The organism is Streptomyces sp. NPDC059567 (assembly GCF_042735655.1).
Taxonomy (GTDB): Bacteria; Actinomycetota; Actinomycetes; order Streptomycetales; family Streptomycetaceae; genus Streptomyces.
In genome coordinates this window covers 16,459-28,560 of the sequence record NZ_JBHWBS010000045.1, presented here as the reverse complement: position 1 = coordinate 28,560, position 12,102 = coordinate 16,459, and the positions used below count along the sequence as shown (strand labels likewise).

Annotated in this window: 11 protein-coding genes; 7 read left to right on the top strand and 4 right to left on the bottom strand. The window is 72.1% G+C overall.

From position 1 onward, the window contains the following. Positions 1 to 16 precede the first annotated feature (16 nt). On the bottom strand, positions 17 to 676 hold the full coding sequence (locus ACFVZW_RS20865; RefSeq protein ID WP_384523329.1) for a pirin family protein: 660 nt from the start codon (positions 674 to 676) through the stop codon (positions 17 to 19). A 290-nt stretch (positions 677 to 966) separates the two neighbouring features. On the opposite strand from ACFVZW_RS20865, the gene fasR reads away from it, so the two are divergent. The 5 genes from fasR to fabF all read left to right on the top strand — a co-directional run bounded on the left by fasR (position 967) and on the right by fabF (position 5,851). Then, positions 967 to 2,148, top strand: a complete 1,182-nt coding sequence (gene fasR / locus ACFVZW_RS20860) for a fatty acid biosynthesis transcriptional regulator FasR (protein ID WP_384523327.1) — start codon at positions 967 to 969, stop codon at positions 2,146 to 2,148. Positions 2,149 to 2,237: 89 nt separating this feature from the next. After that, positions 2,238 to 3,155, top strand: coding sequence for an ACP S-malonyltransferase (locus ACFVZW_RS20855; protein WP_384523325.1), 918 nt, complete (start codon positions 2,238 to 2,240; stop codon positions 3,153 to 3,155). 17 nt (positions 3,156 to 3,172) lie between these two features. Next, a complete protein-coding gene (locus ACFVZW_RS20850; RefSeq protein WP_384523323.1) occupies positions 3,173 to 4,204 on the top strand; it encodes a ketoacyl-ACP synthase III in 1,032 nt (343 codons plus the stop codon). A 56-nt stretch (positions 4,205 to 4,260) separates the two neighbouring features. Then, positions 4,261 to 4,509, top strand: coding sequence for an acyl carrier protein (locus ACFVZW_RS20845; protein WP_362366823.1), 249 nt, complete (start codon positions 4,261 to 4,263; stop codon positions 4,507 to 4,509). Positions 4,510 to 4,588: 79 nt separating this feature from the next. Beyond that, entirely contained in the window at positions 4,589 to 5,851 is a 1,263-nt protein-coding gene (fabF, locus tag ACFVZW_RS20840) for a beta-ketoacyl-ACP synthase II (RefSeq protein ID WP_384523320.1), read from the top strand. Positions 5,852 to 5,977: 126 nt separating this feature from the next. Here the strand turns inward: fabF and ACFVZW_RS20835 are convergent, their stop codons facing one another. Further along, positions 5,978 to 6,403, bottom strand: a complete 426-nt coding sequence (locus ACFVZW_RS20835; RefSeq protein ID WP_384523318.1) for a hypothetical protein — start codon at positions 6,401 to 6,403, stop codon at positions 5,978 to 5,980. A 440-nt stretch (positions 6,404 to 6,843) separates the two neighbouring features. Beyond that, positions 6,844 to 7,338: a DUF3145 domain-containing protein gene (locus ACFVZW_RS20830; RefSeq protein ID WP_137989482.1), complete on the bottom strand. Its 495-nt coding sequence runs from the start codon at positions 7,336 to 7,338 to the stop codon at positions 6,844 to 6,846. Positions 7,339 to 7,599: 261 nt separating this feature from the next. Between ACFVZW_RS20830 and ACFVZW_RS20825 the strand changes: the two genes are divergently transcribed. Next, positions 7,600 to 8,499, top strand: a complete 900-nt coding sequence (locus ACFVZW_RS20825) for an SGNH/GDSL hydrolase family protein (RefSeq protein WP_384523316.1) — start codon at positions 7,600 to 7,602, stop codon at positions 8,497 to 8,499. Positions 8,500 to 8,510: 11 nt separating this feature from the next. Then, the gene (locus ACFVZW_RS20820) at positions 8,511 to 9,443 is read left to right on the top strand and encodes an aldose epimerase family protein (RefSeq protein ID WP_384523314.1); all 933 of its coding nucleotides are present in this window, start codon (positions 8,511 to 8,513) and stop codon (positions 9,441 to 9,443) included. 60 nt (positions 9,444 to 9,503) lie between these two features. Here the strand turns inward: ACFVZW_RS20820 and ACFVZW_RS20815 are convergent, their stop codons facing one another. Beyond that, the gene (locus ACFVZW_RS20815) at positions 9,504 to 11,966 is read right to left on the bottom strand and encodes a glycoside hydrolase family 3 protein (protein WP_384523312.1); all 2,463 of its coding nucleotides are present in this window, start codon (positions 11,964 to 11,966) and stop codon (positions 9,504 to 9,506) included. Positions 11,967 to 12,102: the final 136 nt, after the last annotated feature.

The following is a 12,102-nucleotide window of genomic DNA, read 5'->3' as shown; positions in this document are numbered from 1 at the left end:
CCGGCCCCGGGGCGGCTCAGGGGCCGGGCATCTCCCAGAGGAGGAGTTCCGCGTCCGACGTGGCCATGATCGCCAGGTCGCGGGCGGCGGTGATGCGGGCCGCGTCGCCGGGGGACAGTTCCTCGCCTGCCAGGCGGACCGTGCCGCGCGCCACGTGGGCGTAGACGAAGTCCGCGTCCGGGACGGCGGTGCGTTCGCCGGACTCCAGGCGGCGGACATGGAGCATCGAGGCCGCCTCCGGGAGCGCGTACGGGGTGGAGTCGGCGATGCCCCGCACGATCTCGTACGAGGGGTCACCGCCCGGCTCCAGCGGTGCGAGCCACATCTGGACGAAGACCAGCGGCACGTCCCCGTCGTTGCGCTCCTCGTGCCGCACGCCCGCCGCCGAGCTGAGCCGCTGGACGTCCCCGGGGCGGACGACGGTCGTGTGACCGGCCGAGTCACGGTGGGTCAGCTCGCCCTCCACGACCCAGGTGACGATCTCGGTGTGACTGTGCGGGTGCTCGTCGAACCCGGCGCCGGGAGCGAGCCGCTCCTCGTTGCAGGCGAGGATCGCGCCGAAGCGGAGGTTGTCGGGGTCGTAGTGCGCGCCGAAGGAGAGAGCGTGGCGGCTCTCGATCCCGGCCGCGGGGTCACCACCGGGGTAGCGGTCGGCGGCGCGCTGAATACGAATCACAGGGTCACGGTATCCCCGGCCCCCGGCCGTGGGCACGGCCCACGACCCCCGGTACCGTTCCCGGCCCCGCACCCGTGCACGGCCCACGACCCCCGGTACCGTTCCCGGCCCCGCACCCGTGCACGGCCCACGACCCCCGGTACCGTTCCCGGCCCCGCGCCCGGGCATGCTGCGCGACCCGTGCGGGCCGGTGGTCGGGTGGTGCCCACGAGAGGACCGGCGGGACCCGGTGGGACGGATCGTCGCACCCGGAGCCGCATGCCCCTGGCTCGATGAGGCACCCTTAGTCCGTGTCTGAACCGACGAACGCCTCCCATCCTCACTCCGCGACCCTGAAGCGCCTCGAACAGTCCTCCGGGCGGCTCGCCGCCAACGCCATCGCGCGCATGGACGAGACGCTGCCGTGGTACCGGGCGATGCCGCCCGAGAACCGGTCGTGGATCGGTCTGGTCGCCCAGGCCGGTATCGCCGCGTTCACCGAGTGGTTCCGGCACCCGGAGACCCCGCAGGCCATCTCCACCGACGTCTTCGGCACCGCGCCCCGCGAGCTGACCCGCGCGATCACGCTGCGCCAGACCGTCGAGATGGTCCGCACCACCATCGAGGTCATGGAGACCGCGATCGATGAGGTCGCCGCCCCCGGCGACGAGTCGATCCTCCGCGAGGCGCTCCTCGTCTACGCCCGCGAGATCGCCTTCGCGACCGCCCAGGTCTACGCCCAGGCCGCCGAGGCCCGCGGCGCCTGGGACGCCCGCCTGGAGTCCTTGGTCGTCAACGCGGTCCTCTCCGGCGAGGCCGACGAGGGCGCCGTCTCCCGGGCCGCCGCCCTCGGCTGGAACTCCCCCGAGCACGTCTGCGTCGTCCTCGGCACCGCCCCCGACGGCGACAGCGAGCTGACCGTCGAGGCGATCCGCCGCGCCGCCCGCCACGCCAAGCTGCAGGTCCTCACCGGTGTCCTCGGCGACCGGCTCGTCGTCATCGCCGGCGGCAACGACAACCCGCTGGCCGTGGCGAAGGCCCTGATCGGCCCGTACGCCGCCGGGCCGGTCGTCGCCGGCCCCGTCGTGCCCGACCTGCTCGCCGCGACCCGCTCCGCGCAGGCCGCCGCGGCCGGACTCAAGGCGTGCTCGGCGTGGCAGGACGCCCCCCGCCCGGTTCTGGCGGACGATCTTCTCCCGGAGCGCGCCATCGCCTCCGACCCCTCGGCCCGCGAGCAACTGGTGGAGGAGATCTACAGACCGCTGGAGGAAGCGGGCTCGGCGCTCCTGGAAACACTGAGTGTCTATCTGGAGCAGGCGAGCAGCCTGGAGGGCGCCGCACGGATGCTCTTCGTCCACCCCAACACCGTGCGCTACCGGCTTCGACGTGTGACAGACGTCACCGGATGGTCACCCTCCGATGTCCGCTCCGCGTTCACGCTGCGGATCGCCCTGATCCTGGGGCGCTTGGCCGACGGAGATTCGCAGTCCTAGACTTTTGTCGAACACCAACAATTCCCCTGACGGTTCTTCGTCCTAGTCCCCACGGGCGCTCAGAGCCGTCCCCAAGAGAGAGTGTGAGGGTGCTCGTACTCGTCGCTCCCGGCCAAGGCGCCCAGACGCCCGGCTTCCTGACCCCCTGGCTCGAACTCCCCGGTGCCGCCGACCGCCTCGCGGCCTGGTCCGACGCCATCGGGCTCGACCTCGCCCACTACGGCACGAAGGCGGACGCGGACGAGATCCGTGACACCGCCGTCGCCCAGCCGCTGCTCGTGGCCGCCGGACTGCTGTCCGCCGCCGCGCTCGGCGACCTCTCCCCCGGCGCCGTCGCCGGTCACAGCGTCGGCGAGATCACCGCCGCCGCGTTCGCCGGCGTCCTCGACGACACCGCCGCCCTGCGTCTCGTACGGACGCGTGGTCTGGCGATGGCCGAGGCCGCCGCGATCACCGAGACCGGCATGTCCGCGCTGCTCGGCGGCGACCCCGAGGCGAGCGTCGCGCACCTGGAGAAGCTCGGCCTGACCCCGGCGAACGTCAACGGCGCCGGCCAGATCGTGGCCGCCGGCACCCTGGAGCAGCTGGCCGCCCTGGAGGCGGACAAGCCCGAGGGTGTCCGCCGGGTCGTCCCGCTGAAGGTCGCCGGCGCGTTCCACACGCACCACATGGCGCCCGCGGTGGCGAAGCTGGAGGCCGCCGCGAAGGAGCTGACCGTGGGCGCCCCGACGGTGCGCTACGTCTCCAACAAGGACGGCCGGGTCGTCACGGAGGGCGCGGAGGTCATCGCGCGCCTGGTCGGCCAGGTGGCCAACCCGGTCCGCTGGGACCTGTGCATGGAGACCTTCAAGGAGCTGGGCGCCACCGCGCTGATCGAGGTGTGCCCCGGCGGCACCCTGACCGGTCTCGCCAAGCGCGCCCTGCCGGGCGTCCCCACCGTCGCCCTGAAGACCCCCGACGACCTCGACGCGGCCCGCACGCTCGTCGCCGAGCACACTGCAGCCTGAGTAAGGAGCCGTAGAGCATGTCGAAGATCAAGCCCAGCAAGGGCGCCCCGTACGCACGGATCATGGGTGTCGGCGGCTACCGCCCCACCCGGGTCGTGCCGAACGAGGTGATCCTCGAGAAGATCGACTCGTCCGACGAGTGGATCCGCTCGCGCTCCGGCATCGCCACCCGCCACTGGGCGTCCGCCGAGGAGACCGTGGCCGCGATGTCGGTCGAGGCCTCCGGCAAGGCCATCGCCGACGCCGGGATCGACCCGGAGCAGATCGGCGCCGTGATCGTCTCCACGGTCTCGCACTTCAAGCAGACCCCGGCCGTCGCCACCGAGATCGCCGACAAGATCGGCGCCGGCAAGCCTGCCGCGTTCGACATCTCCGCCGGCTGCGCGGGCTTCGGCTACGGCCTGACCCTCGCCAAGGGCATGATCGTCGAGGGTTCGGCCGAGTACGTCCTCGTGATCGGCGTGGAGCGGCTGAGCGACCTGACGGACCTGGAGGACCGCGCGACGGCCTTCCTGTTCGGCGACGGCGCCGGCGCTGTCGTCGTCGGTCCCTCCGACGAGCCGCACATCGGCCCCTCGGTCTGGGGTTCGGAGGGCGACAAGTCCGAGACGATCAAGCAGACCGTCCCGTGGAACGAGTTCCAGGTGGGCGACGTCTCGAAGCTCCCCCTCAACCAGCAGGGCGAGATCAAGTTCCCCGCCATCACGCAGGAGGGTCAGGCGGTCTTCCGCTGGGCCGTCTTCGAGATGGCGAAGGTCGCCCAGCAGGCGCTGGACGCCGCCGGAATCACGGCGGACGACCTGGACGTCTTCATCCCGCACCAGGCGAACATGCGGATCATCGACTCGATGGTGAAGACTCTGAAGCTGCCGGAGCACGTGACGGTCGCCCGTGACGTCGAGACCACCGGCAACACCTCGGCCGCCTCGATTCCGCTCGCGATGGAGCGGCTCCTGGCGACCGGGAAGGCGAAGAGCGGCGACACCGCGCTCGTCATCGGCTTCGGGGCGGGTCTCGTCTACGCCGCGACGGTCGTTACCCTCCCCTAGGCACTCCGGGTCCTCCGGAAGCCCCTTACCTAAGCAATCACAGAAGGAGCGCCACCATGGCCGCCACCCAGGAAGAGATCGTCGAAGGTCTCGCCGAGATCGTGAACGAGATCGCCGGCATCCCGACCGAGGACGTCGCGCTCGAGAAGTCCTTCACGGACGACCTCGACGTCGACTCGCTGTCCATGGTCGAGGTCGTTGTCGCCGCCGAAGAGCGCTTCGACGTCAAGATCCCGGACGAGGACGTCAAGAACCTCAAGACGGTCGGCGACGCGACCGCCTACATCCTGAAGCACCAGGGCTGATTCGGCCCCTGCTGACTCGGTCAGCCACCCGGCGGTGGCGCCGTTTTTCGACCATCACACACGTGGAGAAAGAATTCCTGTGAGCTCGACCAATCGCACCGTGGTCGTCACCGGTATCGGCGCAACCACACCGCTGGGTGGCGACTCCGCATCGACCTGGGAAGGTCTGATCGCGGGACGCTCCGGCGTCAAGCCCCTCGAGGGCGAACGATTCGCCGAACTGCCCGTCCAGATCGCGGCGCTCGCCGCTGTCGACCCGGGCGACGTTCTGCCCCGCCCGCTCGCCCGCAAGCTGGACCGCTCGGCGCAGTTCGCGCTGATCGCGGCCCGCGAGGCGTGGGCCGACGCGGGCTACACCGCCCCGGCAGGTGAGGACGAGAGCATCGCGCCCGAGCGGCTCGGTTCCGTCATCGCCTCCGGCATCGGCGGTGTCACGACTCTGCTCGACCAGTACGACGTGCTGAAGGACAAGGGCGTTCGCCGTGTCTCCCCGCACACCGTGCCCATGCTCATGCCGAACAGCCCCTCCGCCAACGTCGGCCTGGAGGTGAACGCCCGGGCGGGCGTCCACACCCCGGTCTCCGCGTGTGCGTCGGGTGCCGAGGCGATCGGCTACGCCGTCGAGATGATCCGTACCGGCCGGGCCGACGTGGTCGTGGCCGGCGGCACGGAGGCGGCGATCCACCCGCTGCCGATCGCGGCCTTCGCCAACATGATGGCGATGTCCAAGAACAACGACGAGCCGACGAAGGCCTCGCGTCCGTACGACACGGGCCGTGACGGCTTCGTGCTCGGCGAGGGCGCGGGCGTGGTGATCCTCGAGTCCGAGGAGCACGCGAAGGCCCGTGGCGCCCGCGTCTACTGCGAGGTGCTGGGCCAGGGTCTGTCGGCCGACAGCCACCACATCGCGCAGCCCGAGCCGACCGGCCGGGGCATCGCCGCGGCGATGCAGAACCTGCTGGACTCGACGGACCTCAAGCCCTCCGAGGTCGTCCACCTCAACGCGCACGCGACGTCGACGCCGCAGGGTGACGTCGCGGAGATCAAGGCGCTGCGCAAGGTGCTGGGCGACGACCTGGACCACGTCGCGATCTCGGCGACGAAGTCGATGACGGGTCACCTCCTGGGTGGCGCGGGCGGCATCGAGACCGTCGCGACGGTCCTGGCGCTCCACAACCGTCTGGCCCCGCCGACGATCAACGTCGACGAGCTGGACCCGGCGGTCGACGCGGACATCGTCCGCGACGAGCCCCGCGAGCTGCCGCAGGGCACGATCGCCGCGATCAACAACTCGTTCGGCTTCGGCGGCCACAACGTGGTCCTGGCGTTCCGCACGGTCTGATCCACACTCACCTGCGAGGCCCACCCCACACCCGGGGTGGGCCTCTCGGCGTTCAGCAGAGGGCCATGGCCGGTGCGGCGTCGGTGCCTGGGGCGACGATCCGGCAGTTGTCGGCCAGCGGCCGCTTCACTGTTCGCTGCCCGCCTCGGTGGAGCGGGCCCGTACGACCCGGTCCTCCGCGGCGACCACGGTGCCTCCGCCGAGGGCGAGCCCCGGCAGCATGACGCCGGCGCCTCCGACCGGCTGTCGCCGCACGGTCCGGCCGTCGTCCGTCCGTACGGCGGCGAGCACCGCACAGGGCTTCCCGTGCCGGCCGTACGCGACCAGGCCCATCCCTTGTTCGGTGCGGGCGCTCAGCGCGCAGACGGACTCCCGGGCCGGGGCGGGTGTGCGCCGGCGCTCGCCGCCGTCCCGGGTGCCGTAGGCGGTGAGGCCGTCGGCGCGGATCCGGGTGACGCCTCCGCCGAGGTCCCACACGCCGAGTACCCGCGCATCGGCCGGGCCGGCGTCGGCGGGAGCCTGCCAGGCGACCTCCACGTGCGGGCCGCGCATCCACCCGTACGTCTGCCAGCCCGGCGAGGATCGCGAGAGCGCCGAGAGAGGCGCGGAGGACGGAGGCCACCGTCCGCCGTCCGTCCCTGGGACCGCCGTTCTTCTCGGCGTCCCCCTCCGTGCCCGCCCCAGGTGACGCCTCGTCGTCCGGGCGCAGCCACTCCAGGATCACCGGCATCACCAGCGCCGCGAAGAGCCCCAGCCCCATGGCCGTGAGCATGATGCCCACGAACCCCGGTGGACAGTCGTCGCCGCCGCACTCCGCGGGCGCCTCGGTCACCACCAGGAACACGAACCCGGCGATCAGCACCGCCTCGACGGCCCACATCGCCACCAACAGCAGAACGACGGCCCTCTCGGCCGCCGCGCGTGCACGCGCCACCACAACCCCCACCCCGGGCGCGCCCCCTGCGCGCCCCCCGTGGCGGAATCAACCCGCGTCAGACCACCTGGTGGAGCCAGCGGACGGGGGCGCCCTCGCCGGCGTAGCGGAAGGGCTCCAGTTCGTCGTCCCAGGGCTTGCCGAGGAGCTTGGCGATCTCCGCCTCGAGTTCCGTCTCGCCGCGCACCGAGCGGGCCAGTGCGGCGCGCAGGCGGTCCTCCGGGATCAGGATGTCGCCGTGCATTCCGGTGACGGCGTGGAAGATGCCCAGCTCCGGCGTGGCGCTGTAGCGCTCGCCCTCGGCCGTGGGGCAGGGTTCCGCGGTGACCTCGAAGCGGAGCATCTGCCAGCCGCGCAGGGCGGAGGCGAGCTTGGAGGCGGTGCCGGTCTCGCCCTGCCAGGAGAACTCGGCTCTCCAGGTGCCGGGGGACGCCGGCTGGCGGATCCAGTCGAGCTGGACTCTCGCACCGAGGACACCCGCGACCGCCCATTCGACGTGCGGGCACAGCGCGCGCGGTGCGGAGTGAACGTACAGGACTCCACGTGTCGTCACCGGGACCTCCAGTGTGGGACGAGGTTCGCCTTTCCCAGCGGCCTCAGTAAACAGCATCGGGAGTAAAACTCCACAAAAGGGACAGCATGTGACGTGATGTAATTTACCGGAGCCGATTGGCAAAGGTGCCTCTGGTTCGACGGGGGAAAAGCTACCGTGCCGCACCGCCCTTGGGGTGACGTACGGTCGGTCCGGGGGTGGGTGGACACCAAGCTTTCACTCGCCAGGACGCCGAACAGACGCCGGAGGAGGGGCCGAGGGATGCGCGGCAGACAACGTTTTCGCACCACCGTCGCCTCCGCCGCGGCCGCACTGCTGCTGGGCGCCGGCACTCTGACGGGGTGTGAGACGGCCGGCCCCGCGGCGACCGCCACTCCGAAGCCCAGGCCGACACCGAAGCCCACGCCCGTCTGGGACCGCTCCCCCGCCTCCGTCGCGGCCGTCGGCGACTCCATCACCCGCGCCTTCGACGCCTGCTCGGTCCTGGCGGACTGCCCGGAGGTCTCCTGGGCGACCGGCACGGACGCCACCGTCAACAGCCTCGCCCTGCGGCTCCTCGGGGCGCAGGGCACGGCCGCTCGCAGTTGGAACCTGGCGCGGACCGGGGCGCGGATGGCGGAGCTCCCGGCCCAGATGGCACGGGCGGCCGCCGAGAGGCCCGAGCTCGTGACGGTGATGATGGGCGCGAACGACGCCTGCCGGGACCGGGCCGAACTGATGACCCCGGTCGAGGAGTTCCGGGCGGACTTCGAGGCGTCCCTCGCCGAGCTGCGGAAGACGGCGCCGAAGGCGCAGGTGTACGTGTCGAGCGTGCCGGACCTGAAGCGCCTGTGGTCGCAGGGCAAGGACAGCCCGATGGGCCGCCAGGTCTGGAAGCTGGGGATCTGCGCCTCGATGCTGGCCGACGCGGAGGATCTGAGCGCGCCGGCCGAACAGCGCCGGACGCGGGTGCGGGACCGGGTGGTGGCGTACAACACGGTCCTGAAGGAGGTCTGCGCGAAGGACCCGCGCTGCCGGTACGACGGCGGCGCGGTGTTCGGCTTCCGCTTCGACGGCGGGCAGCTCAGCCCGTGGGACTGGTTCCACCCGAGCAAGGACGGGCAGGCGCGGCTCGCGGAGATCGCGCATCGGCAGGTGACGGCTCCGGAGCCGCCCGCGTAGGGTTCCGGATCATGAGGATCACGAGTGAGCCCTTCGGTTCGGTCGACGGTACGGACGTCACGCGCTGGACGCTCCAGCGGGGCGCCGTGCGGGTACGGGTGCTGACGTACGGCGGCATCGTGCAGTCGGTCGAGACGCCGGACCGGGACGGTGTCCCGGATGGCGTGGCCCTCGGCTTCCCCGATCTGGAGGGGTATCTGAAGCGTCCGGAGCCGTACTTCGGCGCTCTGGTGGGGCGTTACGCCAATCGGATCGCGGGCGGGGCCTTCACTCTGGACGGCGCGGTCCACCGGCTGCCCCGCAACGACGGACCGAACTGTCTGCACGGCGGGGAGCGCGGCTTCGACAAGCGGGTGTGGGGCGCGGAAGAGGTCGAGTCCGGGGTACGGCTGTCCCGGGTGAGCCCGGACGGCGAGGAGGGCTTCCCCGGCCGCCTGGAGGTCTCGGTGACGTACGCGCTCGACGCCGACGGGGCGCTGCGGATCGGCTACCGGGCGGAGACGGACGCGCCGACGGTGGTCGCGCTGACGAACCACTCGTACTGGCAACTGGGTGACGGGCTTCAGGAGCTGCGGGTGGCGGCCTCGCGCTTCACGCCGACCGACGGGACGGGCATCCCGACCGGAGCGTTCGCCGAGGTCGCGGGCACGGAGCTGGACTTCCGCGCGGGCCGGCCGCTCACGATCCCGCTGGACCACAACTTCGTCCTGGACGGCGAGGGTTCGGCGGTCGCCGAGCTGTACGCGCCGGGGAGCGGCCGTACGGTGACGGTGGAGACCACCGAGCCCGGGCTTCAGGTGTACGCAGGCCCGGAGCTGGGCGGGGTCGCCCTGGAGGCGCAGGCCTTCCCTGACTCGCCCAACCGGCCGGAGTTCCCGTCGACGGTGCTGCGCCCGGGTGAGGTGTACGACTCGACCACCGTCTTCCGGTTCGGGACGCGCTGAACGGTGGAGTGAAGCCCCGGGACGGATGTCAGGTTCCGCCCCGGGGCTGATCATGGGAGGTCAGACCTCCAGCGTGGCCGTCAGGCGCGCGTCGGCGAGCGAGTGTGCGGCCCTGACCTCGTACGTACCGGGGACGACGGCCCAGCCGTTCTCCTCCTCGTCCCAGATCTCGAAGGCGCGGCGCGGCAGCGGGATCTCGACCTCGGCGGACTCGCCGGCGCCCGCCTCGACGGAGCCGAAGCCGGCCAGCCAGCGCGCCGGGCGCTTCACCGTCGTGTCCTGCGGGCCGCTCGACGCGGTGTCCGTCGGCGCCAGGTAGATCTGGACGACCTCGCGGCCGGTGCGGGTGCCGGTGTTGGTGATCCGGACCCTCGCCGTCTCCGGGGTGACCTCCAGGGAGTCGTAGGTCCACGTGGTGTAGCCGAGGCCGTGGCCGAAGGCGTACGCGGGGGTGGCGCCTTCCTTGTCCCAGGCGCGGTAGCCGATGAACACGCCTTCGGTGTAGGCGAGTTTCCCGTCGGTCGGGGTGACCTCGGTGACGGGGACGTCGGCGAGGGCGACGGGCCAGGTGGTGGGGAGCCGGCCGCCGGGCTCGGCGGCGCCGGTGAGGACGTCGGCGAGCGCGGCGCCGCCCTCCTGGCCGGGGAACCAGCTGAGCAGGATGGCGGCGACGTCGTCGCGCCAGGGCATCTCGACCGGGGAGCCGGCGTTGACGACGACGACGGTGTTGGGGTTGGCGGCGGCCACGGCCCGCACGAGTTCGTCCTGGCGGCCGGGGAGGGCGAGGTCCTTGCGGTCGAAGCCCTCGGACTCGACGCGCTCGGTGGTGGCGACGACCACGACGGCGGTGTCGGCGGCACGGGCGGCCTCGACGGCTTCGGCGATCAGTTCGTCGGGGTCACGGCGCGGACCGAGGTGGACGAAGGAGAACATGACGGCCGGCAGCGGGGCCGCGAACTCCTTGTCCAGGGGGTGGAGCAGCGACACCTCGATGGTCTCGCCCGCGGTGAGGGCGACCTTGGCGCGCTCGACGGGGGCGCCGAAGAACGCCTCGAAGGGGTCGGTCTCCTGGCCCATCGCCTGGAGGCCGTCGAAGACGGTCTCGCCGGCGATGGCGAGGGTGAAGGCGCCGAGGCCGCGGGTGCCGAAGGAGTGCTCGCCGGACTCGCGCGGGGTGAACGTACCGGTGACCTCGATGGAGGCGAGGGCCTCGTGGGTGACGCCGGCCGGGAGGTCGTCGCCGATCCACTGGACCTGGCCGTTGGGCAGGGTGCCCTCGCCGAGGACGGTGCCGTCGGCGTCGCGACAGACGGCGCGGAGGGTGAAGCCCTGGTCGGCGGGGGTGAGTTCGTCGCTGGGGTCGGCGCCGACGGTGAAGGTGAGGGCACCGTCGGGAAGGGCGGCGGTGAGGCCGTCGAGCGGGGAGACGGTGTGGTCGGGGAAGACCTGGGCGGAGCCGCCGCCGAGGACGCGGGCGTCGCGGGCGCCGGCGCCGGAGAGGGCGACGGTGACGCCCGTGGCCAGCGGCAGCGCTTCGTTCTCGTTGCGTACGAGGACGAAGCCGCGGTGGGCGATCTCGCGGGCGAGCGCGTCGCCGTCGATGGCGTCGGGGGTCTCGGTGACGACCGGCGGGGCGCCTTCGAGGGCGCCGACGCGGGCGGCGAGCCGCAGCACGTTCCGTACGGCCGCGTCGACGGCCGACTCCTCGACCTCGCCGGCGCGGACGGCGGCGGCGAGCGCCTCGCCGTAGACGGTCTGCGGGCCGGGCATGGCGACGTCGAGGCCGCCCTCGATGTCGCCCTTGGTGGACCGGGCGGCCATCCAGTCGGAGACGTTGGCGCCGTCGAAGCCCCACTCACCGCGCAGGACCTCGTTGACGAGCTCGTGGTGCTCGGTCATGGTCACGCCGTTGACCTGGTTGTAGGCGGTCATGATGCCCCAGGGACGGGCGTTCTTGACGATGGCCTCGAAGGGCGCGAGGTAGAGCTCGCGCAGCGGGCGCGGGGCGACCGTGTTGTCGACGGTGAAGCGGTCGGTCTCGGCGTCGTTGCCCACGAAGTGCTTGACGGTGGTGCCTACGCCGCCGTCCTGGACGCCCTGGACGTAGCCGGTGCCGATCTCGCCGGTGAGGTACGGGTCCTCGGAGTAGCACTCGAAGTGGCGGCCGCCCAGCGGTGTGCGGTGCAGGTTGACGGTGGGGGCGAGCAGGACGTGGACGCCCTTGCGGCGGGCCTCCTGGGCGAGGAGCCGGCCGGCGCGGCGGGCGAGGGAGGGGTCCCAGGCGGCGGCGAGCGCGGTCGGGGACGGCAGGGCGATGGAGGGGTCGTCGGCGGTCCAGCGGACGCCCCGGACGCCGATCGGTCCGTCGGACATGACCAGGGAGGCCAGCCCGATCTCGGGCAGGGCCGGGAGCGACCACATGTCCTGGCCGGCGAGCAGCCGCGCCTTGGTGTCCAGGTCGAGCTTGCCGAGCGCCGCCTCGACGGCCTGCTCCCGAACGGTCTCCGCGCTGTTCTCCGCCATGGCCGTACCTCCTCGTTGAAGTCCTTGTGGCGCCCATGGTGGACCGGTTACCTGTAGAGCGGTAGGTTACGTTATCGTTTCGTAATCTTAAGATGCCGTACGGTCCTGGGGGAAAGGACTTCCGGCAGGCTGCGAC